The sequence below is a fragment of the Novosphingobium sp. KCTC 2891 genome (assembly GCF_025938155.1).
Classification (GTDB): Bacteria; Pseudomonadota; Alphaproteobacteria; order Sphingomonadales; family Sphingomonadaceae; genus Novosphingobium.
Map to the genome: position 1 here is coordinate 198,535 of NZ_JAPCZG010000003.1, position 24,588 is coordinate 223,122.

The 24,588-nt window shown below is 66.1% G+C and carries 24 protein-coding genes; 6 read left to right on the forward strand and 18 right to left on the reverse strand.

The window, feature by feature from the left end:
- Positions 1-41: 41 nt before the first annotated feature.
- Complete coding sequence (gene mgtE, locus OLX02_RS07235; RefSeq protein WP_264421522.1) at positions 42-1,499, reverse strand: magnesium transporter; 1,458 nt, start codon at positions 1,497-1,499, stop codon at positions 42-44.
- A gap of 114 nt (positions 1,500-1,613) precedes the next feature.
- Here mgtE and OLX02_RS07240 point away from each other — a divergent pair, with 114 nt between their 5' ends.
- On the forward strand, positions 1,614-2,069 hold the full coding sequence (locus tag OLX02_RS07240) for a peptidylprolyl isomerase (RefSeq protein ID WP_264421523.1): 456 nt from the start codon (positions 1,614-1,616) through the stop codon (positions 2,067-2,069).
- Between the two features lie 156 nt (positions 2,070-2,225).
- The gene (locus OLX02_RS07245) at positions 2,226-3,737 is read left to right on the forward strand and encodes an acetyl-CoA hydrolase/transferase family protein (RefSeq protein WP_264421525.1); all 1,512 of its coding nucleotides are present in this window, start codon (positions 2,226-2,228) and stop codon (positions 3,735-3,737) included.
- Between the two features lie 3 nt (positions 3,738-3,740).
- Here OLX02_RS07245 and OLX02_RS07250 read toward each other — a convergent pair whose 3' ends face one another.
- The 13 genes from OLX02_RS07250 to OLX02_RS07310 form a co-directional block, all read right to left on the reverse strand.
- Positions 3,741-4,166: a hypothetical protein gene (locus tag OLX02_RS07250; RefSeq protein WP_264421527.1), complete on the reverse strand. Its 426-nt coding sequence runs from the start codon at positions 4,164-4,166 to the stop codon at positions 3,741-3,743.
- Positions 4,163-5,044, reverse strand: a complete 882-nt coding sequence (locus OLX02_RS07255) for a LysR substrate-binding domain-containing protein (protein ID WP_264421528.1) — start codon at positions 5,042-5,044, stop codon at positions 4,163-4,165. The genes OLX02_RS07250 and OLX02_RS07255 overlap by 4 nt, the downstream gene beginning before the upstream one ends.
- 8 nt (positions 5,045-5,052) lie before the next feature.
- Positions 5,053-5,991: a hemolysin family protein gene (locus tag OLX02_RS07260; RefSeq protein WP_264421529.1), complete on the reverse strand. Its 939-nt coding sequence runs from the start codon at positions 5,989-5,991 to the stop codon at positions 5,053-5,055.
- Between the two features lie 19 nt (positions 5,992-6,010).
- Entirely contained in the window at positions 6,011-6,514 is a 504-nt protein-coding gene (gene ybeY / locus OLX02_RS07265; protein WP_264421530.1) for an rRNA maturation RNase YbeY, read from the reverse strand.
- Positions 6,511-7,560, reverse strand: coding sequence for a PhoH family protein (locus OLX02_RS07270; protein WP_264421532.1), 1,050 nt, complete (start codon positions 7,558-7,560; stop codon positions 6,511-6,513). The genes ybeY and OLX02_RS07270 overlap by 4 nt, the downstream gene beginning before the upstream one ends.
- A 153-nt stretch (positions 7,561-7,713) precedes the next feature.
- Positions 7,714-9,048: a tRNA (N6-isopentenyl adenosine(37)-C2)-methylthiotransferase MiaB gene (gene miaB, locus OLX02_RS07275; protein WP_264421534.1), complete on the reverse strand. Its 1,335-nt coding sequence runs from the start codon at positions 9,046-9,048 to the stop codon at positions 7,714-7,716.
- Between the two features lie 60 nt (positions 9,049-9,108).
- Positions 9,109-9,954, reverse strand: a complete 846-nt coding sequence (locus OLX02_RS07280; protein WP_264421536.1) for a lysophospholipid acyltransferase family protein — start codon at positions 9,952-9,954, stop codon at positions 9,109-9,111.
- Positions 9,938-10,360, reverse strand: a complete 423-nt coding sequence (locus OLX02_RS07285; RefSeq protein WP_264421539.1) for a Fur family transcriptional regulator — start codon at positions 10,358-10,360, stop codon at positions 9,938-9,940. The genes OLX02_RS07280 and OLX02_RS07285 overlap by 17 nt, the downstream gene beginning before the upstream one ends.
- 90 nt (positions 10,361-10,450) lie before the next feature.
- Positions 10,451-10,891, reverse strand: a complete 441-nt coding sequence (locus tag OLX02_RS07290) for a MucR family transcriptional regulator (protein ID WP_264421540.1) — start codon at positions 10,889-10,891, stop codon at positions 10,451-10,453.
- Between the two features lie 172 nt (positions 10,892-11,063).
- Positions 11,064-11,531: a GNAT family N-acetyltransferase gene (locus OLX02_RS07295; RefSeq protein ID WP_264421541.1), complete on the reverse strand. Its 468-nt coding sequence runs from the start codon at positions 11,529-11,531 to the stop codon at positions 11,064-11,066.
- Positions 11,532-11,546: 15 nt separating this feature from the next.
- Complete coding sequence (gene tsaB, locus OLX02_RS07300) at positions 11,547-12,167, reverse strand: tRNA (adenosine(37)-N6)-threonylcarbamoyltransferase complex dimerization subunit type 1 TsaB (protein WP_264421543.1); 621 nt, start codon at positions 12,165-12,167, stop codon at positions 11,547-11,549.
- A gap of 22 nt (positions 12,168-12,189) precedes the next feature.
- Positions 12,190-12,783, reverse strand: coding sequence for a malonic semialdehyde reductase (locus OLX02_RS07305; protein WP_264421545.1), 594 nt, complete (start codon positions 12,781-12,783; stop codon positions 12,190-12,192).
- 17 nt (positions 12,784-12,800) lie between these two features.
- Positions 12,801-13,376 (reverse strand): NifU family protein, encoded by a 576-nt coding sequence (locus OLX02_RS07310; protein ID WP_264421547.1) that lies wholly within the window; start codon positions 13,374-13,376, stop codon positions 12,801-12,803.
- 108 nt (positions 13,377-13,484) lie between these two features.
- Between OLX02_RS07310 and OLX02_RS07315 the strand changes: the two genes are divergently transcribed.
- The 3 genes from OLX02_RS07315 to OLX02_RS07325 all read left to right on the forward strand — a co-directional run bounded on the left by OLX02_RS07315 (position 13,485) and on the right by OLX02_RS07325 (position 18,531).
- Positions 13,485-14,042, forward strand: coding sequence for an FKBP-type peptidyl-prolyl cis-trans isomerase (locus tag OLX02_RS07315; RefSeq protein ID WP_264421548.1), 558 nt, complete (start codon positions 13,485-13,487; stop codon positions 14,040-14,042).
- Positions 14,043-14,141: 99 nt separating this feature from the next.
- Entirely contained in the window at positions 14,142-17,042 is a 2,901-nt protein-coding gene (locus tag OLX02_RS07320) for a M16 family metallopeptidase (protein ID WP_264421550.1), read from the forward strand.
- Between the two features lie 115 nt (positions 17,043-17,157).
- Entirely contained in the window at positions 17,158-18,531 is a 1,374-nt protein-coding gene (locus tag OLX02_RS07325) for a class II 3-deoxy-7-phosphoheptulonate synthase (protein ID WP_264421552.1), read from the forward strand.
- A gap of 65 nt (positions 18,532-18,596) precedes the next feature.
- On the opposite strand, the gene OLX02_RS07330 is transcribed toward OLX02_RS07325, so the two are convergent.
- From OLX02_RS07330 to OLX02_RS07345, 4 genes are all read right to left on the reverse strand, one after another.
- On the reverse strand, positions 18,597-19,667 hold the full coding sequence (locus tag OLX02_RS07330; protein ID WP_264421554.1) for a phosphotransferase family protein: 1,071 nt from the start codon (positions 19,665-19,667) through the stop codon (positions 18,597-18,599).
- 95 nt (positions 19,668-19,762) lie between these two features.
- Positions 19,763-20,854: a Zn-dependent alcohol dehydrogenase gene (locus OLX02_RS07335; RefSeq protein WP_264421556.1), complete on the reverse strand. Its 1,092-nt coding sequence runs from the start codon at positions 20,852-20,854 to the stop codon at positions 19,763-19,765.
- A 91-nt stretch (positions 20,855-20,945) separates the two neighbouring features.
- On the reverse strand, positions 20,946-22,238 hold the full coding sequence (locus tag OLX02_RS07340; RefSeq protein ID WP_264421557.1) for an acyl-CoA dehydrogenase family protein: 1,293 nt from the start codon (positions 22,236-22,238) through the stop codon (positions 20,946-20,948).
- A 107-nt stretch (positions 22,239-22,345) separates the two neighbouring features.
- The gene (locus tag OLX02_RS07345) at positions 22,346-23,203 is read right to left on the reverse strand and encodes an SDR family NAD(P)-dependent oxidoreductase (protein WP_264421560.1); all 858 of its coding nucleotides are present in this window, start codon (positions 23,201-23,203) and stop codon (positions 22,346-22,348) included.
- Positions 23,204-23,384: 181 nt separating this feature from the next.
- Between OLX02_RS07345 and OLX02_RS07350 the strand changes: the two genes are divergently transcribed.
- A complete protein-coding gene (locus OLX02_RS07350; protein ID WP_264421561.1) occupies positions 23,385-24,548 on the forward strand; it encodes an acyl-CoA dehydrogenase family protein in 1,164 nt (387 codons plus the stop codon).
- Positions 24,549-24,588: the final 40 nt, after the last annotated feature.

A 24,588-nucleotide genomic window follows, 5' to 3' on the forward strand; every position in this document is an offset into this window, starting at 1 on the left:
ACAGAAGATAGGCGCCGGTCAGCGCGCTTGCAAACCGGCCTCTAGTGCAGCGCAAAGAGTTCGGCGAGGCCGAGGAAGAAGAAGAACCCGAAGGTGTCGGTCATGGTGGTGACGAACACGGTGGAGGTGACGGCAGGGTCGATCTTGAGCTTGTCCAGCCCCAGCGGGATCAGAACGCCCGAAAGTCCGGCGTTGATGCTGTTGAGGATCATCGCCAGCAGCAGCACGAACGACAGCATCCAGTCCTGGTAGATGACCTGGCAGGTGGCCGCCATCAGCAGGCCGAGACCCCAGCCGTTGGCCGACGCGATCCACCATTCGCGCGCGATCATGCGCAAGGTGTTGGAACTGGTCAGCTGGTTGGTGGCGAGCGCGCGCACCGTCACGGTCATCGTCTGGGTTGCGGCATTGCCGCCCATGCCGGTGACGATGGGCATCAGCACGGCGAGCGTGACGAGCCGGGTGATGGTGGCTTCGAACAGGGCCACCACCGAGGAGGCAAGGATCGCGGTGCCCAGGTTGATCGACAGCCAGATCATGCGCGTGCGGATGGTGCGCGGCAGCGGCTCGTTGATGTCGCCTTCGCCCGCGCCGGACAGCAGCAGGGCGTCCTCGCCCGCTTCTTCCTGGATGATGTGGACGATGTCGTCGACGGTGATCTGGCCCACCAGCCGGCCGCTTTCGTCGACGATGGCGGCCGAAATCAGCGCGTACTTCTGGAAGCGCAGCGCGACTTCTTCCTGGTCCATCGTGACGGGGATCAGCGTCTGGTCGCGCTTCATCACGTCGCTGAGCGCGACGTGGCGCGGCGCGCGCAGGATCCACGAGAGCATGCAGGTGCCGACCGGGCGATGCTTCGGGTCGACGATGAACACTTCCCAGAACTCGGTGGCGAGGTTCCGGTCGTCGCGCAGGTAATCGATCAGGTCGCCCACGGTGAGATGTTCGGGCACCGCGATGAAATCGCGGCTCATCAGGCGGCCGGCGGATTCCTCGGGATAGGACAGCGCGCTTTCGATCGCGGCGCGGTCTTCCGGCTCCATCTCGGCGAGGACGGCCTGCTGGTCCTCCTCGTCGAGATCCTCGATCAGGGCGACGGCGTCGTCCGTCTCCATCTGCTCGGCGAGTTCGGCGACTTCGTCGGGATCGAGTTCGTCGACCAGGTCGTCGCGGACCCAGTCGTTCATTTCCGCCAGCACTTCGCTGCCGAGCAGGTCGTTGATCGCGCGGGCGAGCGGGGCGCGGTATTCGGCGCCGATCAGCTCGAAAAGGTCGGCGATGTCGGCCGGGTGGAGCGGTTCGACAAGGTTGTAGACCTGTTCCTGGTCTTCACTGTCGAGTGCTTCGGCCACCTTGCGGATGAACTTCGGGCGAAGCGTGTTGTCCGCGTGATCGAGGCTTTCCGAATGGCGCGCGGAATCGGCCGGCGGCGTATCGTCCGCGTGGTCGCGGAGGCCGTCGGCAAGGACAGTTTCGACCCTGTCGTCCTCGCGCTCCATCGGCGCCGGGATAGGGGATGGACCTGCAAAAGCAACCGCCTTGGCCGCCCCCGCGTGACTTTGTTGGGGAAGCCCTTATATCGGCGCGCGAGACAACAAGGACTTTGAGAACCCATGCCTGACGAAAAACTGGTTCTGTCGCTCGATTCCGGCGACGTCGTGATCAAGCTGCGCCCGGATCTGGCCCCCGGCCACGTCGCCCGGATCAAGGAGCTGACCGGCGAAGGGTTTTACGACGGGGTGAAGTTCCACCGCGTGATTCCCGGCTTCATGGCGCAGGGCGGCTGCCCGCAGGGCACCGGCATGGGCGGTTCGTCCAAGCCCGACCTCCAGGCCGAATTCAACGACCACCCGCATGTGCGCGGCGTCTGCTCGATGGCGCGCACCAGCTATCCGCACTCGGCGAACAGCCAGTTCTTCATCTGCTTCGACGATGCGCGCTTCCTCGACAAGCAGTACACCGTGTGGGGCGAAGTCGAGAGCGGCATGGAGCTGGTCGACGCGCTGCCCAAGGGCGAGCCGCCGGCAAACCCGGGCGTGATCCGCAAGGCGACCATCGTCGCCGGCTGAGCCGCGTTAGGCACAGCGTCGAAAAAGGAAAAGGGGCGGTTCTTCCGCCCCTTTTTTCGTGCGCGTGCATCATACCGGACGCGCATTAGACCGAAGTCTCGGTTATCCTGCGAGGGATGGCGGTCTAGGGGCCGACCATCGAGACGGAGACGTGAGATGACCAGCCGGATTGCCTGCACCGCCCTTGCCGACCGCGTGATGGATGCCGATGCCGCCGCGGCGCTGATCGCGCCGGGCAGCGTGGTGGGCATGAGCGGGTTTACCGGTGCCGGTTATCCCAAGGCGGTGCCGATGGCGCTGGCCCGGCGGATCGAGGAGGCGCACGCTGCCGGCGATCCCTTCACGATCAAGGTGTGGACCGGCGCATCGACCGGGCCGGAGCTGGACGGCGCGCTGGCCAAGGCCAAGGGCATCGATTTCCGCCTGCCCTACAATTCCGACCCCATCGCGCGCGAACAGATCAATTCGGGCGAGATGAACTACTTCGACATGCACCTCTCGCAGGTGGCGCCGATGGCGTGGCAGGGCTTTCTCGGCCCGCTCGACACCGCGCTGATCGAAGTGACCGCGATCCTGCCCGACGGGTCGCTGGTGCCGTCGTCCTCCATCGGCAACAACAAGACCTGGCTCGACCGCGCGGACAAGGTGATCCTTGAGGTCAACCGCTGGCAGAACCCCGCGCTGGAGGGGATGCACGACGTCTATTATGGCACCGCGCTGCCGCCGCACCGCGTGCCGATCCCCCTGATCCGTCCCGACGACCGCATCGGCCAGCCGACGCTGCGCTGCGATCCGGCCAAGGTGGTCGCGGTGGTGGAGACCGATTCCCCCGATCGCAACCAGCCGTTCAAGGCGCCCGACAGCGCGGCCAAGGCGATTGCCGGGCACCTGCTCGACTTCTTCGGGCACGAAGTGGCGATGGGCCGCCTGCCGCGCTCGCTGCTGCCGATCCAGTCGGGCGTGGGCAACATCGCCAACGCGGTGCTCGCGGGCCTGCTCGACAGCCCGTTCGAGCCGATGACTTCGTACACCGAGGTGCTTCAGGACGGGATGCTCGACCTGCTGGCGGCGGGGAAGCTGCGCATGGCGTCGGCCACGGCGTTCTCGCTCAGCCCCGAAGCGGCGCACGCGCTCAACGCCGACATGGCGCGCTTCCGCGACCGCATCATCCTGCGCCCGCAGGAAATCAGCAACCACCCCGAACTGGTGCGCCGCCTAGGCTGCATTGCGATGAACGGGATGGTCGAGGCGGACATCTACGGCAACGTCAATTCCACCCACGTGATGGGATCGCGCATCCAGAACGGCATCGGCGGTTCGGGCGACTTTGCGCGCAACGCCTATATCTCGATCTTCATGGCGCCCTCGACCGCGAAGGGCGGGGCGATCTCGACCATCGTGCCGCAGGTCAGCCATGTCGACCACATCGACCAGGATGTGCAGGTGGTGGTCACCGAGCAGGGGCTGGCAGACTTGCGCGGGCTGGCGCCCAAGCAGCGCGCGCGGCTGGTGATCGAAAAGTGCGTCCATCCCGATTTCCGGGGGATGCTGGCCGATTACTACGAACGCGCGCTGCGCAATTCGTATGGCAAGCACTCGCCTTCGCTGCTGGACGAAGCGCTTTCTTGGCACCAGCGGTTCGTCAGGACGGGATCGATGCGCGCCTGAGGTTCAGGGGGCCGGGGGCCGCACCACGAGGCGGCTTTCGGTGACCTCGATCACTGGCACTTCCCAAGGATGCGCGGCCATCAGCGCGGCGAGGGCGTCATCGACCGACTTCTCCGTCGCGCTGCTCGCGATCCACGTGGTGAGCGTGACGGTGGGGGAGAACGCGGTCTTGCCCGGTGCGCCGAGCGTGGGCGCGGCATCGGCGGCGGGGGTGAAGGTTTCCCAGCCCAGTCCGATTTCCGCCACTCCGTCGTAAAGCCCGAAATCGCCGAGCGCAGGCTGCTCGCGGATGATGCGGAGCATGGCGCCGAGTGTGGGGTCCGCCTCCATCGCGGCGCTGTTCCCGGCAAGCACGGCCTGCAGTGTTTCGGGGGCGACAGGGACGTGGATGCGGACCGCCCGCGCGGCGCGGGTGATCGCTGCGCTCACAGCCCGGCTTTCAGCATCCAGTCGTGGAACAGGCGCACCGGGCGCGACTGCAGCGCGCGCGGGCGGCAGACGAACCAGTAGGAATAGGGGCTGTCGACCTCGATGTCATAGACGCGCGCCAGCCGGGGATCGTGGCTGCGCAGGTAATGGTCATCGTGCATGATCGCGATGCCGAGGCCTTGTGCGGCGGCTTCGAGGATCAGCTGGCCCGAATCGAAATGATCGATGGCGGCGGGCTGAAGCGCCTCGATATGCAGCGCCTTCTTCCATGCCTCGAAGCTCATCGGCAGATCGTTGTGGACGAGGAAGGTCTGCTTGGACAGTTTCTCGATATTGGGCCGGTCGCCCAGTTCGGCGGCCATTTCCTTCGACGCGATGGCATGGACGCGGTTGTGATCGAGCCGCACCGAGTGGAGCGTGGCATCCGGCCCTTCGGACAGGACGATGGCCGCGTCGATGGTGTCGCCCAGCTTGGTCTCGGCAACGTTGCTGCTGTCGATGTCGATATGCAGCTGCGGGTGCAACTTGCGCAGCTCGCCCAGGCGCGGGAACAGGCGCTGGCTGCCGAACAGCGGCAGCACGCCCAGCCGCAGGCGCATGACCTTGCCGGTATCGACCAGCCGGTCGATGCGGTCGGTCATCTCGTCCATCAGCGGTGCGATGGCGTCGTAGAGCGACTGTCCTTCCTCGGTCAGCTTCAGCATCTGGTGCTTGCGCTCGAACAGCGACTTGCCGACAAACTCTTCCAAAGCCCCCAGCCGGCGCGAGAGCGCCGAAGGGCTGAGCGCGAGTTCGGCCGCGGCGGTCTTGGCCGAACCGGCGCGCACGACGCGGATGAAGGCCTCCAGCGATCTCAGCGGGGGAAGGCGGCGGATCATCGGCGGGGCTATTCTTCTTCGGCTTCGGGCGGTTTGGGGGCGTGGAGGCGCAGGCGGGTGAGCCGGCGTTCATCGCCCTCGGTGACTTCGATCCGCCAGCCGCTGCCATGTTCGAGAACGCGGCCGACCGGTGGAACCTCTCCCGCCAATACCACGGCGAGACCGCCGAGCGTATCCACGTCTTCGTCCACTTCGGCAAGACGGGGATCGATGATTTCCCCTACGTCATCCAGTTCTGCGCGCGCATCGGCGTCCCACGTGTCGGGATCGAGCCGGCGGAGCAGTTCCTGCGGCGCGTCGTCGTGCTCGTCCTCGATCTCGCCGACGATTTCCTCGACCAGATCCTCGATGGTGATGATGCCGTCGGTGCCCGAATATTCGTCGATCACCACGGCCAGGTGCGTGCGGCTGGCGCGCATGTCGGCCAGCACGTCGATCGCGCCGCGGGCCTGGGGCACGAACAGCGGCTGGCGCATCAGCGAGAGCCAGTCGCCGGGCGCCGGCTTGCCCCCGAACGCCAGCGCGGCGAGGTGGGGGAACACGTCCTTGATGTGGATCATGCCGATCACTTCGTCGAGCGAATCGCGATAGACCGGCAGGCGGCTGTGGCCATGCTCGGCAAAGGCGGCGACGAGTTCCTCGAACGTGGACGAGGCCGCGATCGCGATGATCTCGCCGCGCGGGATCGCCACGTCATCGGCATCGTGCTCGCTGAAATGGAGCAGGTTCTTGAGCATCTGCCGTTCGAGCGGGATCAGGTCGCCATCGGCACCTTCATCGTGGCCCGGCTCATGCTCGTGCTCTTCGATGGCTTCCTCGATCTGGGCGCGCAGCGACTGGTCGCTGTCCGGTCCCCGGAAGAATGCCTTGATAGCGCGCCATAGCGCGCTGTTACTGTCTCCGTCTCCCGATCGGCTATCGCCGCTGGAGCCGTTGCCCTCGGCCACTGTATGCTTCCCCTGATGGTCAATCCGTGATGGCATATGGGTCGGCGATGCCGATAAGTGCAAGCGCCTTCCGCTCCAGGCCTTCCATTTCCTCGGCTTCCGCTTCGCCCAGTTCATGGTCGTAGCCCGCCAGATGGAGCAGTCCGTGGATCACCAGATGGCTGGCATGGGCTTCCACGGTGGCGCCTTTCTCCGCCGCCTCACGCACGCAGACGCCGTGCGCGAGGATCAGGTCGCCCAGCATCCCTGGCGCGGCTTCGTTGGCGGCGGCGGCCAGCACTTCCTCGCGGCTGAGCATGGGAAAGGACAGGACGTTGGTTGGCTTGTCCTTGGCCCGCCATTGCTTGTTGAGCGCGTGGACTTCCTCGTCATCCGCCATGACCAGGCTGACCAGAAGGTTGTCGTGCGCCAGTTCCGGCACGACCCGGGCAATCGCCTCGGCCGCGCGGTTGGTCAGTTCTTCCCAGTCGGTTTCGTCTCCCCAGATCGGATCGACATCGATTTCGAGAATGGGGGCGCTCACGAATCCTTGCCTTCATAGGCTTCGACGATCCGCCCGACGATGGGATGGCGGACCACGTCGGCAATGTTGAACCGCACCGTGCCGATACCGTCCACGCCTTCGAGCCGGCCCACCGCATCGGCCAGCCCGCTGGCGCTGACGCCGCCGGGAAGGTCGACCTGCTTGGGGTCTCCGCAGACCACCATGCGGCTGTTCTGGCCGAAGCGGGTGAGGAACATCTTCATCTGCGCCGGCGTGGTATTCTGCGCTTCGTCGAGGATGACGAAGGCATCGGCCAGCGTGCGCCCGCGCATGAAGGCGATGGGCGCGATCTCGATCTCGCCGCTGGCGATGCGGCGCTCGACCTGTTCCGGCGGCATGCAATCGTAAAGCGCGTCGTAGAGCGGGCGGAGATAGGGATCGACCTTCTCCTTCATGTCGCCGGGGAGGAAGCCCAGCCGCTCGCCGGCTTCGACCGCCGGGCGCGACAGGATCAGGCGCTGGACCGAGCCGCTCATCAACTGGGCCACCGCCTGCGCCACCGCCAGGTAGGTCTTGCCCGTGCCCGCCGGACCGAGCGCGAAGATCACGTCGTCGCGGATCAGCGCCTTCATGTATTCGATCTGCGTAGGGCTGCGCGGGACGATCGTTTTCTTGCGGGTGCGGATCATGATCGGCGGAGTGCCGCCGGGCGCACCGGTGATGATCCCCTCCAGCGTGGGTTCGTTCGACATCATGATGAGCGATTCGACCGCGCCGGCATCGACTTCGTGACCCGTCAAAAGCCGCTGGTGCATGCCGCGCAGCACTTCGCGCGCGCGGGCCACGGCATCTTCCGGCCCTTCGATCAGGACGCGGTTGCCGCGCGCCGAGATATAGACGCCGAGGCGGTTCTCGATCTGGACAAGGTTGGTGTCGAACTGTCCGAACAGCGATCCCAGAACGGTCTGCTCGTCAAATTCCACTTCCACACGTGCGCGCCGGTGAACATCCGGACGATGCTCCGTCTTCGAGGAGCCATAGTCGCGAGGCGCCGCTTCGTGGGCGCGGGGGAACTTGCGAGCCATATCGAGGGGATGCGTGCTCCTTTCGCAGGGTGTGCCCCAAGATTAGGGAGCGATGTGGCACGCGCAAGACAGCAGGGCCGGAAAAGGGTGCTGGCCGGCACGATTTGCACAGTATTGTGGGAAATTCGCCGCCGGCCGGATCGGTCGGAGGCGTCAGGCGGCCTGCTTTTCGGCCAGAACGCCCGCAATGGAGTTCGGTCCGGCATCGACCAGATCGACGGTGACCAGATCGCCCAGCGCCGCCTCGCCCATGAAATGCACCGATTGCAGCCAGGGCGACTTGCCCAGCCACTGGCCCGGCAGCTTGCCGCGGCGCTCGACCAGGACGGTGCAGCGCTGCCCGATCGAGGCGCGGTTGAAGGCCAGCTGGTCGCGGTTGAGCGCGTCCTGCAAGCGGCGCAAGCGATCGTCCATGACATCGGCCGTGATGTGGCTGTCCATCGTGGCGGCCGGTGTGCCGGGGCGCGCGGAATACTTGAAGCTGAAGGCCTGCGCATAGCCGACCGCATCGACCAGCCGCAGCGTGTCCTCGAACTCGGCGTCGGTCTCTCCCGGGAAACCGACGATGAAATCGCCCGACAGCGCGATATCGGGCCGGACGGCGCGCACCCGCTCCAGCACGCGCAGGTAGCTTTCCGCGGTGTGGCTGCGGTTCATCGCCTTGAGCACGCGGTCGCTGCCCGATTGAACCGGCAGGTGGAGGAAGGGCATCAGCTTCTCCACTTCGCCATGCGCCGCGATCAGGCCGTCGGTCATGTCGTTGGGATGGCTGGTGGTATAGCGGATGCGGGCCAGATCGGGATCGGCGGCGAGCGCGCGGACAAGGCCGTCGAGACCGACCGGGCGGCCCTTGTCATCATCGCCGGTCCAGGCGTTGACGTTCTGGCCCAGCAGCGTGATCTCGCGCGCGCCGCCGGCGACGAGGAGCTTCGCTTCCTCGACCAGATCGGTGAACGGCCGGCTGATTTCGGCACCGCGCGTATAAGGCACCACGCAATAGGTGCAGAACTTGTCGCAGCCTTCCTGCACGGTGAGGAAGGCGGAGGGGCCGCTCTTGCGGCGCTTGGGCAGCGCGGCGAACTTGGCCTCGGCGGGCATGTCGGTCTCGGTCGCGCGGCGTCCGGCGGCGGCGTCGGCCACCATTTCGGGCAGGCGGTGATAGGACTGCGGGCCGACCACGACTTTCACGCTGGGCGCGCGGGTCATGATTTCCACGCCCTCGGCCTGCGCGACGCAGCCGGCGACGGCGATCAGCGGGCTGGAGCCGTCGTCGCGGCGCAGGCGGCCGATGTCGGAATAGACTTTCTCGGTCGCCTTCTCGCGGATGTGGCAGGTGTTGAGCACGACCAGGTCGGCATCGTCGCGCGCATCGGCGGCGGTCATGCCCTGCGCGGCGAGCAGTTCGGCCATGCGCTCGCCGTCATAGACGTTCATCTGGCAGCCGAAGCTTTTGACGTGGAAGGTCTTGGGGGGCGTGGTGGCAGACATAGGCTGCCGCCCTTACGCCAATCCGCGCGGCTTTTGAAGCGTGCTGGACTTCAGGCGCATTCAGGGTGTGCCGACGTAGCGCACGGGCGCCACATCGAGCGCGAAAGGACGCAGCGGCGTTTCCAGCGCGGCTTCCAGCGCGGGCTCGATGCGCGCGCGGGCTTCGGCGGCGATGGCCTTGCGCCCCGGAAAATCGCGCGGGTCAAAGGGTTCGAGGAAGTGCACGTCGAGCCGGAACGAGCCCTTGCGCGCCAGCACGCGCAGCGCGTTGGCGAGCCCGCTTTCATCGCCGATCCAGCCGATCCATTCGGCAACCGGGCCGTAGTGCAGCACGACCGGCTGGACGAGGATGCCTGGCGGCGGCGGTTCGAGCACGCGCAGCATCGCGGTCTTGAAGGGCAGCAGCGACTGGCCGTCGGTGGTGGTGCCTTCGGGAAAGACCGTGACGGACCAGTTGTCTGCCAGCGCTTCCTTCAGGCGGTTGATCTGGTCGGCCACGCCCATGCGGTCCTCGCGGCTGACGAAGACGGTGCGGTTGAGGCGCGACAGCCAGCCCACGACCGGCGCGCGTTCCAGTTCCGCCTTGGCGACGAAGGCGGTGCCGCTGGCACCGGCCAGGGCCAGGATGTCCACCCAGGAAACATGGTTGGCGATGAAGAACACGTCGCGCCGCAGGTGGGTGCCGTGGATTCGGACGCGCGCGCCGGCGATGCGCGCAGCGAGGCCGAGGAACAGCATGGGCAGCGGCGAGCCGTAGTGGATGGTACGCCACAGGTAATGCAGCGGCACGCAGACCAGCAGCGCCACGAGCAGGCCCAGAACGCGCAGGCCGATGCGGACCTTGCCGAGAATGCCGATCGCCGCGCCGCGCGCGGGGCCGGCGCTGGCTTCAGCCTTCGCGGTCAAGCTTGACGCCGTAGAGTTCCATACGGTGATCGACCAGCCGGTAGCCGAGCTTTTCCGCGATCTGGCGTTGCAGGGCTTCGAGTTCGGGGTCGACGAATTCGATGACCTTGCCGGTCTCGACGTCGATCAGGTGATCGTGGTGCGCCTCGGGCGTGGCTTCGTAGCGCGCGCGTCCGTCGCCGAAATCGTGGCGGTCGAGGATGCCGGCTTCCTCGAACAGGCGGACCGTGCGGTAGACCGTGGCGATCGAGATGCGCGGATCGACGGCAGAGGCGCGCTCGTGCAGCTTTTCGACGTCGGGGTGGTCGTTGCTTTCGGACAGGACGCGCGCGATGACGCGGCGCTGGTCGGTAATCCGGAGGCCCCGTTCCGCGCAGAGGGCCTCAATGTCGATCGGTTGGTGCACGTTGTATCCGATGAAAACGAAATGGCCCGCCGATCATAGACCGGCGGGCCATTTCTTCAACCGGCGAGGCACGCCGATCCCCGGCTGCGTTCAGGCCGCGGTCTTGGCGCGCGCGCGCTTGGGCGCGGGCTTGCGGCCGAGGCCGATCTTCTTGGCCAGTTCGCGGCGCTTTTCGGCATAGGCCGGGGCGACCATCGGATAGTCGGCGGGCAGGTTCCAGCGCGCGCGATACTGTTCCGGAGTCATGTTGTAGCGCGTGGCAAGATGACGCTTGAGCATCTTCAGCTTCTTGCCGTCCTCAAGGCAGACGATGTGATCGTTCTTCACCGAAGAACGGATCGACACTGCCGGCTCGGGCGTTGCTTCGGCCGCGGCTTCAGTCGGATTAAGACCGGCCAGCGCAGAATAGACGTTGGTGATCAGCGTGGGCAGATCCGCCACCGAGACGCTGTTGTTGCTCACATGGGCAGCAACGATGTCCGAGGTGAGGGTGATGAGCATTTCACGCGTATCGTTTTCGATTTCAGTCATTTTTTAGACCCTTATTGACCGCCGGTGCTTGCCAATCGTCATCCGGCGATTGCGACTCTTTGGATTAGTCGAGTCTTGTATAAAGATTTGTCTGCAAGAAACAACCATTGCGACGGGTCGGATTCGGAACGATGACCGATTTTTCATGAACGACTGTGAAGTCGATCGATTGTCAGAGGTCGAGCGCCTGACTTACCGCGTCGATCCGCAGTCCATCGGTGGTGCGATAGTAGCCCGGCCGCACGCCAACCTGACGAAATCCGTGTGAGGCGTAGAGTATTCCAGCCGGATTTTCGCTGCGCATTTCAAGGAAGAGCCGTGTCATGCCATGGCTGCGCGCCTGTTCGATGAAGCGCGTGAGCAGAGTGTGACCCAGCCCGCGCCGACGGAAGGAGGGGGCAATCGCGAAGAGCAGCAGTTCTTCTTCATCGAGAATACTGCGCGAAAGGAAGAAGCCGGCGGTTTGATCGGCATCGGATACGATCGCGTCGCCGTTGGAAGAGATCAGGCCATAGCGCGTATTGGGAAGAAGCAGCGCATCCGAGACTTGGCGGCGCGTCCACGCTTCTCCGTATTCGGGCGCGAAGGCCAGTTCCATGACGTGCATGATGCGGTCGAGATCGTCTTCCGGCCCGGTCATCGCATGGCTTCCCTCTCAGCCCGCCTGCGGCAGCCGTGCATCGGGCGGGCGTCCGTAGACGGCAACCGGATCGGCGACGAGATCATGGGCGGCCAGCAGGCCGAAGGCGCGCGCATCGGGCAGGATCGGCAAAAACGCGGGCGCATCGCCGCGCCGGCCCGCCAGCGCCTCGGCCTGGCTGCCGGCCACCAGAGGGGCGCGCGATTGCGTCGCCGCTGCATCGGGGGTGAGCGAGCAAAGATCGGTGACGGGCGCGCCGTCTGCGCCGAAGCTGCGCATGAACCATTCGCCGTGGCCGCCGGTCATGACCACGTCCACCGCCGTGCCCGGCCGTTCGCGGCGCGCCATGGCGGCGACGAGCGTGAGGCTGGCATAGCCTTCGACGTGCGCGCCCCACGCCAGCGCCAGCGCGCGCGCGGCTGCCAGCCCGACGCGTATGCCGGTAAAGCTGCCGGGGCCGGTATCGACGGCGATGTGGTCTGCGCGGCCATTGCCGGGCAAGGCTGCGATCATGGGCACCAGCCGTTCGGCGTGGCCGCGGCCGAGCGTGAGGCATTCGCCCGCGATCAGCGTGTCATTGTCGAACAGCGCCACCGAACAGCTTTCGGTAGCACTGTCGATCACCAGTCGGCGCAAGGCGTCGTCCTTCCGCGCCCGGTCAGGCGATACGGTTGAAAGTGGGGAAATCGGGGCGCGGCGAGCGCTCGAAGATCGTTGCCGGATCGCCGTAACCGAGCGTCGAGATGAAGTTCGACTTCACTTGCGGCGTGTCGGCGAAGAACGCGGCATCGACGGCGGCATTGTCAAAGCCCGACATCGGCCCCGTATCGAGACCGACCGCGCGCGCCGCCATGATGAAATAGGCGCCTTGCAGCGTCGAATTGCGCATTGCCGATATTTCACGAAGCGACGCGTTGCCGTCGAACCAGCTTTTCGCGTCGGCATGGGGAAACAGCCACGGCAACTGTTCGTGAAAATCGAGGTCCATCCCGATGATGACCGTGACCGGCGCCTGGCGAATCTTGTCGGGATTGGTGCCGCCAGCAAGGCCGGCGAGCTTTTCCTTCGCCTCGTCTGTCACGCACCACACCAGCCGCGCCGGCATCTGGTTGGCCGACGTGGGACCGAACTTCATCAGATCCCATATCTGATGAAGTTGTTCCTGGCTGACCGGCTTGTCCAGAAAGCCATTGTAGGTCCGCGCGGTGCGGAACAGCTGGTCGAGCGCCGCGTCTGGCAGAGGCTGGGTCATGCGGGCATTCACTCCGGTCAGGCGGCGCGGACTTCGGTTACTTCGGGAACGTAGTGCTTGAGCAGGCTTTCGATCCCGTTCTTCAGCGTCGCCGTGGAGGAAGGGCAGCCCGAACACGCGCCCTGCATCTTCAGATACACGACGCCGTCGCGGAAGCCGCGATAGATGATGTCGCCGCCATCGTTGGCCACCGCCGGACGCACGCGGGTTTCGATCAGGTCCTTGATCTGTTCGACGATCTCGGCATGGGCCGGGTCGTCGCCGAAGTCCTCGTCTTCCGGGGGGACGGCAATGCCATTGGCCGTGCCGCCCGCGAAAAGCGGCGCCTGGCTGACGAAATGATCGAGCAGCAGCGAAAGCACCTGCGGCTTCACGTCGGACCACTGCGATCCGGGTGCGATCGTTACCGAAACGAATTCGCGCCCGAACAGCACGCCCGAAACGTCGCCAAGATCGAACAGCGCCTGCGCCAGTGGCGATGCTTCCGCGTCTTCGGGCGAGGTGAACTCGCGCGTGCCGGCGGGCATGACCTGCTCTCCCGGAAGAAACTTCAGGGTGGCGGGATTGGGCGTGGTTTCAGTTTCAATGAACATGGAGTCGCATTTAGGCCGAAGGGGGGGGCGGTCAAGGGGAACGGCACTGTTACGACTATTCGCCTACGGACTCGCAGAACTGCAACATGGGCGGTATAGGCGCCCGCCATGACCTCGATCCTCGCGCGCCTGCGCCGCTTCGCCCCCGCTTCGCTCGTTCTGGCTGCCGGCATCGCCGGTGCATCCGTCCCCGCTGCTGCGGCCGATGCGGACAAGATCCTGCCGGTGCCGCTCTATCCCACGATCGAGGCGCCGCTGCGCGCCTGCGCGACGAAGGCGGCTTCGGGCCTAGGCTACACCGTGCTCAAGCCCGCGACCGGGGCCAAGCCGGGCAAGAGCGATTTCGTGCTGGTCAACTATATCGGCTATCTTGCCGCGACGGGCGCGGTGTTCGACCAGAACAAGGCGACGCCGCTCAATCTCGACAACGTGATCCCCGGTTTCACCGAAGGCCTCCAGATGATGCCGATCGGTTCGATCTACCGGCTCTGCATCCCCGCCGCGCTTGGTTACGGGGCTCAGGCATCGGAGGCCATTCCGGCCAATTCCGACCTCGTCTTCCAGATCGAGCTGATCGATTCCAAGACGATGGCCGAAGTCGAGAAGATGCGGCAGGAAATGCAGGCGCAGCAGGCCGCCCCCGCAGCCCCCGGCACCAAGCGCTGATAATCGGCACCCCGTGCGCCGTTGGCGTGCGGGGAAGCGGGCACCGAAGCGGAGGGCTATTCACTGGCCCTTCATTTTTTGGCCCCCTATAGAAGCGCGATGCGATCCACTTCCCGGCCCTCGCGGCGCTTCGGCCAGTTCCTTTCCCTCCTGCTCGCCGGCGCTCTCGCGCTGCCCCAGCCGGCACTGTCGCGGTCCTCGGGCGTCAAGCACGCCGCGGTGCCGCTGCCCGATCCGGCCGGCTGGCTCTATGAAGGCAGCGACGTTCCGCACGACAAGGCGTGGGGCTTCGGCACGCTGCCCAACGGCCTGCGCTATGCCGTGCGGCGCAATGGCGTGCCGCCGGGGCAGATCTCGGTGCGGATCCTGGTCGATGCCGGCTCGCTCTATGAAACCGACGCGCAGCGCGGTTTTGCGCACCTGATCGAACATCTGACGTTCCGCGATTCCAAGTATCTGAAGGCCGGGGAGGCGATCCCCACCTGGCAGAAGCTGGGCGCCACTTTCGGCAGCGACACCAATGCCGAGACGAGCGCGACGCAGACCGTCTACAAACTCGACGTTCCCGACGCGACCGAGCCCAAGATCGACGAGACGTTCAAGCTGCTGTCGGGCATGATCACCGCGCCCATCTTCACGCCGGTGGGCGTGAAGACCGAAGTGCCGATCGTGCTGGCCGAAATGCGCGAGCGCACCGGCCCGCAAACGCGCGTGATCGACGGCACGCGCGGATTGTTCTTCGCCGGGCAGCCGCTGGCCAACCGTTCGCCCATCGGCACGGTCGATACGCTGAATGCCGCGACGGCGGAGAGCGTCAAGGCGTTCCACGACAAGTGGTACCGGCCCGACAACACCGTGATCATCGTGGCCGGCGACGCCGATCCCGAAGTCATGGTGGCCAAGATCAAGGAATGGTTCGGCGGCTGGAAGAAGCCGGGCAAGAAACCTGCGCAGCCCGATTTCGGCAAGCCGGTCGCGCCCGCAGGCACCGATCCGAAGAACCCGGTGGGCGAAGCGCGGGTGATGGTCGAACCCGACCTGCCGCGCGTGTTCAACTATGCCATCCTGCGGCCGTGGGTGAAGGTGAACGACACCATCGCCTATAACCAGGGGCTGATGGTGGACCGGCTCGCGCTGGCGCTGATCAATCGCCGGCTGGAAGCGCGGGCGCGCGGCACGGCAAGCTTCCTCGCCGCTTCGGTCGAGCAGCAGGACGTGAGCCGTTCCGCCGACACCACGCTGGTGACGGTGACGCCGCTGGGCGACGACTGGAAATCCGCGGTGCGTGACGTGCGCGCGGTGATTGCCGATGCGCTGTCCAGCCCGCCCAGCCCGGAGGAGATCGCGCGCGAAGTCTCCGAGTTCGACGTCGCCTTCAAGGTGCCCGTAGAAACGCAGGAAACGCTCGCCGGCTCGAAGCTGGCCGACGAGATCGCCAACGCGGTCGATATCCGCGAAACGGTGGCGAACCCCGACACCGTCTATGGCATCTTCCAGAAGTCGGTGCCGCTGTTCACGCCGCAGGCGGTGTTCCAGCACACGAAGGACTTGTTCAAGGGCGCGGTGGTGCGCGGCGTGCTGATCACGCCCAAGACCGGCGACGGCACCGAGGCCGAAGTGCGGGAGGCGCTGGCGGCGCCGGTGGACGCGGCGGCGGGCAGCCGGCTCTCCGCCACGACGCTCAAGTTTGCGGACCTGCCGCCGATCGGCACGCCCGGCACGCTCGCGGCGACGGCGCCTGCGGGCCTGCTCGACATCGAGCGCGTGGAACTGTCGAACGGCGTCAAGGCGCTGCTGTGGCACAACGCGGCCGAGCCGGGCCGGATCATCGTCAAGGTCCGCTTCGGCGGCGGCTATGCCGCGATCGACCCCAAGGACGCCGTCTATGGCCCGCTGGGCGAGACGGCGCTGATGGATGCCGGTATCGGCAACCTGGGCCGCGACGAGCTGGACCGGCTGGCCACTGGGCGCAAGCTCAGCCTCGATTTCAACATCGACGATACCGACTTCGTGATGTCGGCCGATACGCGCCCCGCCGATCTGGCCGACCAGCTCTACCTGTTCGCGGCCAAGCTGGGGATGCCGCGCTGGGATGCGAACCCGGTGCTGCGCGCGCGGGCGGCGGCAAAGCTCGCCTATGAAAGCACCAATTCGTCGCCGCAGGCGGTGCTGGGCCGCGATGCGCCGTGGCTGCTCAAGAACGGCGATCCGCGCTATGCCACGCCCAATCCGGCGGAGCTGGGCAAGGTAACGCCCGATGGCTTCCGCCGGGTATGGGAACCGCTGCTGGCGCAGGGGCCGATCGAAGTCGACATGTTCGGCGACTTCACTCGCGCCGATGCGATCGCCGCGCTGGAGCGCACGTTCGGTGCGCTGCCCAAGCGGGCCGATGCGCCGGCCTCCACGCTGGCCCCCACGGTGCCGCCGCACAACGAGGAGCCGCTGGTGCTGACGCACCACGGCGATGCGGGAACGGCAGCGGCGATGGTCGCCTGGCCGACCGGCGGAGGGCGCGCGGGCGTGCGCGAATCGCGCCAGCTCGAACTGCTGTCGCAGATCTTCAACATCCGCCTGTTCGACGAGATGCGCGAGAAGATCGGCGCGAGCTATGCCCCGCAGGTTGCCTCGACCTGGCCGCTGGACCTGCCTTCGGGCGGGTATCTGGCTGCGACGGTGCAGTTGCGCCCGCAGGATCTGCCCGCGTTCTTCGCCGCGGCAGACAAGATCGCGGCCGATCTGTCCGCCAATCCGCCCACCGCGGACGAGATCGCGCGCGTGACCGAGCCGATGAAGCAGCTGATCACGCGGGCCAGCACGGGCAACGGCTTCTACATGTACCAGCTGGAAGGCGGGGCACTGGAACCGGGCAAATTCAGCGACATCCGCTCGATCCTGACCGACTACAGCACGACCACGCCGGAACGTATGCAGGCGCTCGCCAACCGTTACCTGCGGCGTGACAGGTCTTGGCGCCTGGAAGTGGTGCCTCGGCCCAAGTGAAACGATCCGATCGGACCGGCGCTTTCGAGGCCGGTCCGATGACTGTGATCGCAAGCCTTCCTTTGCATTTGTGTCTGTCGCAGCGTATGGCTGCCGGTCTTGAAAGGACGGTAAAGTGGCAAGCAACTGGAATGCGCATAGCTGGCGTGGGTTTGAGGCGCGGCATCTGCCGACCTATCCCAACGCGGAAAAGCTGACCGAGGTCGAGCAGACCCTGGCGAACTTTCCGCCGCTGGTCTTTGCGGGCGAAGCACGCGCGCTCAAGGCCGATCTGGCCCAGGTGGCGGCGGGCAAGGGTTTCCTGCTTCAGGGCGGGGACTGCGCCGAATCGTTTGCCGAATTCCATCCGAACAACATCCGCGACACGTTCCGCGTGCTGTTGCAGATGGCGGTGGTGCTGACGTTCGCCAGCAAGCAGCCGGTGGTGAAGGTGGGCCGCATGGCCGGCCAGTTCGCCAAGCCGCGTTCGTCGCCGGTCGAGAAGATCGGCGATGTCGAACTGCCGAGCTATCTGGGCGACAACATCAACGGCATCGACTTCACGCCTGAATCGCGGATTCCCGATCCGAACCGGATGCTGCGCGCCTATAGCCAGGCAGCGGCGACGCTGAACCTGCTGCGCGCTTTCGCGAACGGCGGCTATGCCAACCTGCGCCAGGTCCACCAGTGGACGCTGGAGCATATCGGCAAGAGCCCGTGGGCCGCGAAGTTCAGCGAGATGGCCGACAAGATCGGCGAATCGCTCGATTTCATGGAAGCCTGCGGTGTCGATCCCAGCACGGTCCCGCAGCTCAAGGGCACCAGCTTCTACACCAGCCACGAAGCGCTGCTGCTGCAGTACGAAGAGGCGATGACGCGGCAGGATTCGCTGACCGGTGAATGGTACGACACCAGCGCGCACATGCTCTGGATCGGCGACCGCACCCGGTTCGAGGGTTCGGCGCATGTCGAATACCTGCGCGGCGTGAACAACCCGATCGGGATGAAGTGCGGGCCGAGCCTGACGCCCGACGCGTTGCTGGCGATGCTCGATACACTCAACCCCGGCCGCGAGGCAGGGCGCATCACGCTGATCAGCCGTTTCGGGCATGACAAGGTGGAAGCCGGGCTGGCCCCGCTGGTCCGCGCGGTGAAGCGCGAGGGCCATCCGGTGGTGTGGTCTTGCGATCCGATGCACGGCAACGTCATCAAGGCCGACAACGGCTACAAGACGCGTCCGTTCGACCGCATCCTGTCCGAAGTGAAGGGCTTTTTCGCGGTTCACCGCGCCGAAGGCACGCACGCGGGCGGCATCCACATCGAGATGACCGGCCGCGACGTGACCGAATGCACCGGCGGTGCGGTGGCGATCACGCAGGAAGGCCTTGCCGACCGTTACCACACGCATTGCGACCCGCGTCTCAACGCGGCGCAGTCGATCGAGCTGGCGTTCCTGCTGGCCGAGATGCTCAACCTCGAACGCGCGGACAAGCGGGCCGAAGCGGCCTGATCGTTCGCCGGACAAGGTGAAGGAAACAGGGGCGGCCTCCGGAAACGGAAGCCGCCCTTTCCGTGTCAGGCGCCGGCGCGCACCGCGTAGTGCCAGGCGGCCTGGGCGAGCGGGTGGACGCGCTCCGAACTGGCCTTGGCATGGGCGGACGAAGCGGTGCCGTCGAGGTAGCGCTTCTTGATGCCCTGCACGATCCCGGCGAGGCGGAAGAAGTTGTAGGCGAGATACCAGTCGAGGTTGTCCAGCCCCGTGCGCCCGGTCCGCTCGCAATAGCGGGCCACCACTTCGTCCAGTTCGGGGATACCGAGGGCGGCGCGATCCAGATCCTGCACGCCCGAGCGCCCGCCGTTGTCGGTCATCCACGCGATGCAGAAATAGGTGAAGTCCGCCAGCGGATCGCCCAGCGTCGAAAGCTCCCAATCGAGCACGGCCAGCACGCGCGGTTCGGTGGGCGCGAAGATCAGGTTGTCGATGCGGTAGTCGCCGTGGACCACGCTGGTGCGGGTCTGTTCGGGCAGCGTGGCGGGCAGCCACGCGATCAGCCGCTCCATCTCGGGCATGACTTCGGTTTCGGAGAGGCGGTATTGCTTGGTCCAGCGATCCACCTGACGGCCGAAGTAGTTGCCGGGCTTGCCGAAATCGGAAAGACCCGCAGCCTCGACGTCGACATTGTGCAGGTCGGCCAGGGTATCGACCATCGCGAGATAGGTGGCGCGGCGGTCCTGCGGCGTGGCGCCGGGCATGGCGCCGTCCCACAAGGTGCGTCCCTCGACGCAGCCCATCACGTAGAACATCGATCCGATCACGCTGTCGTCGGTGCACAGCCCGTATTGCGGGGGCACCGTGAACCCGGCGCGGGACAGGCCGGACTGGACGCGAAATTCGCGGTCGACTGCATGGGCGGACGGCAGCAGCTTGCCATAGGGTTTGCGCCGCAGGACATAGGCGGTCGCTGGCGTTTCGATGCGGTAGGTGGGGTTGGACTGGCCGCCCTTGAACTTGCGGACGGTGAGGGGGCCGGCGAAGCCGGTAACGTTGGCTTCGAACCAGCGGGTGAGCGCGGCCTCGTCCAGCCGGTCGGCGCCTTCGGGTTCGGTCGTGCCGGTGAAGGCTGCCTGTGCATCGAGCTGGGTCATGGCGCTCCCGTTCGGTTTCGCGCCCGCGTCTGGCGGCGGGCTTGGGATGTTGGGAAGGGCGGCCCTGCCCGCCAAAGGGGGCAGGGCCAGCCGGATTACTGGTCGAACACGATGACGCTGCGGGCGGTGTGGCCCGCCTTCATCTTCTCGAAGCCTTCATTGATCTGGCTGAGCGGAATGCGCTCGGCGATGATCGTGTCGAGATCGAGAAGCCCGCGCATGTAGAAATCGACGAGGCGCGGCAGATCGACCGGGAAGCGGTTGCCGCCCATGATCGCGCCTTGCAACTTCTTGCCCGAAAGCAGGTCCATCGCGCCCAGCCCGACCTTTTCGTTGAGCGGAAGCATCCCGAGGATCGTGGCGGTGCCGCCGCGCCGCAGCGAGGCGACGGCGAGGTTGGCCGAAGCGGGACGGCCAACGGCTTCGATCGCATGATCGACGCCGCCCTTGGTCAGTTCGAGGATCTGCTTGGCCGCATCGGGATCGGCGGCATCGACCACGTCGGTGGCACCCAGCTTGAGCGCTAGCGCACGCTTTTCGGGGATCGGGTCGGCGGCGATGATCCGGCCGGCGCCCGCGATCTTGGCGGCGTTGATCGTGGCGAGCCCGACGCCGCCGCAGCCGACCACGGCCACGGTTTCGCCCGGCGTCACCTTGCACGCGTTGAACACGGTGCCCGCGCCGGTCGTCACGGCGCAACCGATCACCGCGGCCCGGTCGAGCGGCATGTCGGGATTGATCGCGACGCAGGCGTGTTCGTGGATCAGCATCATCTCGGCGAAGGCCGACAGGTTGAGCATCTGGTTGACCAGGCTGCCGTCGGACGTGCGGGTGAGACGCGGTGCGTCGCCGGGGCCGCGGCGCGTATCGCCGCCGAGGCACAGAGACATGCGGCCGGTGACGCAGAATTCGCAGTGGCCGCAATAGGCCGAAAGGCAGGTGACGACCGCATCGCCGACCTTGACCGTGCGCACTTCGCTGCCGACCGCCTCGACGATGCCGGCGGCTTCGTGGCCCGGCACGGCAGGCATGGCGTGCGGGTAGATGCCTTCGATGAAGTGCAGGTCCGAATGGCACAGGCCGCAGGCGGCGGTGCGCACCAGCACTTCATGCGGGCCGGGCTTGGAGATGGTCAGGTGGTCGATTACCAGCGGTTGGCCGGCTTTTTCGAGAATGGCGGCTTTCATCGGATTTCTCCCGTGTGGCCCCCCGTTCCGGGTGGGCGATTGGTTGGGCGCGCGCCGTCCCGGTCGCGGCGGACCGGGACGGCGCTGCCGGTCAGCGTGCCACGCCGAGGTCGCCCGAACTGAACCCGCGCTCGCCTTGTGCGGCGTCGGAGTGACGGGCGAACTCGATGCGGGCGATCGAGCGGTTGTGGACTTCGTCCGGCCCGTCGGCGAGGCGCAGCGTGCGCATCTGGGCGTAGGCCGAGGCAAGGCCGTAATCGTCGGATACGCCGCCGCCGCCATGCGCCTGGATCGCGTCGTCGATGATGCGCAGCGCCATGTTCGGGGCCTGCACCTTGATCATCGCGATTTCGAGCGCGGCCGACTTGTTGCCGACCTTGTCCATCATGTCCGCGGCCTTGAGGCAGAGCAGGCGGGTCATTTCGATGTCGATGCGGGCCTGCGCGATGCGCTGTTCCCACACCGAGTGGCTGGAGATCGACTTGCCGAAGGCCACGCGCGACTGAAGCCGCTTGGCCATCTTGGCAATCGCTTCCTCGGCCACGCCGATGGTGCGCATGCAGTGATGGATGCGGCCCGGCCCGAGGCGGCCCTGCGCGATCTCGAACCCGCGCCCTTCGCCCAGCAGGATGTCCGAAACGGGGACGCGCACGTCCACCAGTTCCATTTCCATGTGGCCGTGCGGCGCGTCGTCATAGCCGAACACGGGCAGGTGGCGGATGATCTTCACGCCCGGGGCATCGAGCGGGACCAGCACCATCGACTGCTGCTGGTGCTTCTTCGCCTCGAAATCGGTCTTGCCCATCACGATGGCGACGGTGCAGCGCGGATCGCCCGCGCCCGACGACCACCACTTGCGGCCATTGATCACGTATTCGTTGCCGTCGCGGCGGATCGAGGTCTCGATATTGGTCGCATCCGAAGAGGCGACCTGCGGCTCGGTCATCAGGAAGGCGGAGCGGATCTCTCCGTTCATCAGCGGCTTCAGCCACTTTTCCTTGTGCTCGCGCGTGCCGTAGCGGTGCAGCACTTCCATGTTGCCGGTATCGGGCGCGGAGCAGTTGAACACTTCCGATGCCCAGCCCATGCGGCCCATTTCCTCGGCGCAGAGGGCGTATTCGAGGTTGGTGAGGCCGGGGCCTTCGAACTCGAAGGTCTCGTCGACGTGGTGGTGCCCGCCGTTCTTGGGCGGCATGAACAGGTTCCAGATCCCCTGCGCCTTGGCGCGGGCCTTCTCCTCCTCGACCGTCTGGATCACCTTCCAGCGGTCGCCGGTGGCTTGTTCAGCCTTGTAGTCGCCGTTGCGGGGGCGGACATGGGCCTCGATGAAGTCGCGAACGCGGTCGCGCCAGTAGACCTGCCGTTCGGTCGGGTCGAAATCCATAAGTCTCTCCTGCTGCGGCGCCCGGATGGCCCCGATTCCTGCTCTCGTTTAATGCGTCGGTTAATTCGTGCGGGATGCCTTGAGCCAAATCAAGCACCGCAAATATTTCACTCCGATGCCGCGGCGCCTGCTGCCTGGGCCATCACTTCCAGCTGCTGGAACAGGCCGGGCGCTTCGGGGTCCCACGAATGGCGCGGGCCGATGGTGAGGCCGCCATCGACGATCAGCGAGGTGCCGTTGACGAAGCTGGCGGCATCGCTGGCGAGGTAAAGCACCGCTTCGGCAATGTCGTCGCCCTGTCCGCCGCGCGCGACGGGCTGGGCCTGGGTGGAAAGCTGCGCGATGATCGCCTTGGCCTGCTCGGCCATTTCGGGCGGCAAGCCTACGGCGCGGGTGAAGATGTTGGTGTTGATGAAGCCCGGCTGCACCGCGTTGACGCGGATCTGGTGCTTGGCGAGGTCGGCCGCGCTGGTCTTGGTCAGGTGCAGCACGCCGGCCTTGGCTACGGCATAGGCGTTGGGCGAATAGCCCGGCCCGATCGCCGCGACGCTGGAGGTGTTGACGAACGAGGCGCCGGGGCGGCCCTTCATGTGCGGCACGGCGTAGCGGATGCCGAAGGCGACCGAGCGCAGCAGCAGGTGCATGGTGCGGTCCCAGCCTTCGGGCTCGATCTCGTCGATGGGGGCCATGTCACCGCCCGCGCCGGCGTTGTTGAACACGGTGTCGATACCGCCGGTCTCGGCTGCGGCGCGGTCCATCAGCGCCTTGATGTCCTCGGTGCTGGTGACGTCGCAGCGCACGCAGGTGACCTGCCCGTTCGATGCGGCGGCGGTTTCGGCAAGGCCGCTTTCATCGATGTCGGCGGCATAGACCAGCGCACCTTCGGCGGCGAACTTGATCGCGGTGGCCCGTCCGATGCCCGAAGCGGCTCCCGTCACGACGACGGTCTTCCCGTTGAATCGCATCACCCTCTCCATCCGTTTCAACTGTTCTGATTGGCGCGCAGCTTAGGCGGGAAGGGGGCTTCGTCAATGGCTTCGCGGTTTACGCTACGGCAAGCGTGACATCGCGCAAATGGCGGAATTCTGCGCTTGCCAGCGTGGTCCGACTCGCCTTAATTTATCGATTAAGAGAGGAGCATAACCGATGTCGGATCTGGATACCTTCCGTCAGGAAATCCGCGCGTGGCTGGAGGAAAACTGCCCGCCGGAAATGCGCGAACCTGTGCGCGACGACGATGACGCCTGCTGGGGCGGTCGCAATTTCAAGTTCAAGAACGAGGCGCAAAAGCAGTGGCTCGAACGCTGCGCGGCCAAGGGCTACACCGTGCCCGATTGGCCCAAGGCCTATGGCGGCGCCGGGATGAGCGCAGCCGAAGCCAAGATCTGGCGCGAGGAAATGGTCCGCATCAATGCGCGTCCCCCGCTGTCGAGCTTCGGCATCTGGATGCTTGGCCCCGCGCTGCTGAAGTTCGGCACCGAGGAGCAGAAGGTCCATTACCTGAGCCAGATCGCGCGCGGCGAAATCCGCTGGTGCCAGGGCTATTCCGAGCCGGGTTCGGGTTCCGACCTCGTCAGCTTGCAGACCTTCGGTGAAGACAAGGGCGACCACTGGGTGGTCAACGGCCAGAAGATCTGGACTTCCTATGCCGACAAGGCCGACTGGATCTTCTGCCTGGTCCGCACCGACAAGGCGAACAAGTACCAGGGCATCAGCTTCCTGCTGTTCGACATGACCACGCCGGGCGTTTCGACCAAGCCGATCAAGCTGATCAGCGGCAATTCGCCGTTCTGCGAGACCTTCTTCGACAACGTCGTCGTGCCCAAGGACCAGATCGTGGGCCAGCTGAACCGCGGCTGGGACGTGGCCAAGTACCTGCTGGGTCACGAGCGCGAGATGATCTCGGCCACTGGCGGCGGCGACCGCGCAGGCTCGCTCGGCGCCTCGCTGGCGCGCCACGGTGCGCTGGAAGATCCGGTGCTGCGCGGCCAGGTGGCGCTGTTCGACGTCGATGCGCTGGCCTTCACCTGCATGAGCGAGAAGTTCATGGACGAGGTCAAGATCGGCCGTGGCCATCCCGCCCAGCCCAACATGATGAAGTATGCCGGCACCGAGCTGAACAAGCAGCGGCTGGAACTGCTGATGTCGGCCGGCGGCAGCACCGCGCTCGAATGGGACAGCGAGGAGACCGAAGGCGGCGCGCTGCCGCGTTCGTGGCTGCGCACCAAGGCCAACTCGATCGAGGGCGGTACCAGCGAGGTCATGCTGAACGTGATCTCGAAGCGCATTCTCGAACTGCCGGGCGCCTGAACGCGGCGAACCGCTGAACCCTTGACGGGGCGGGGCGCAG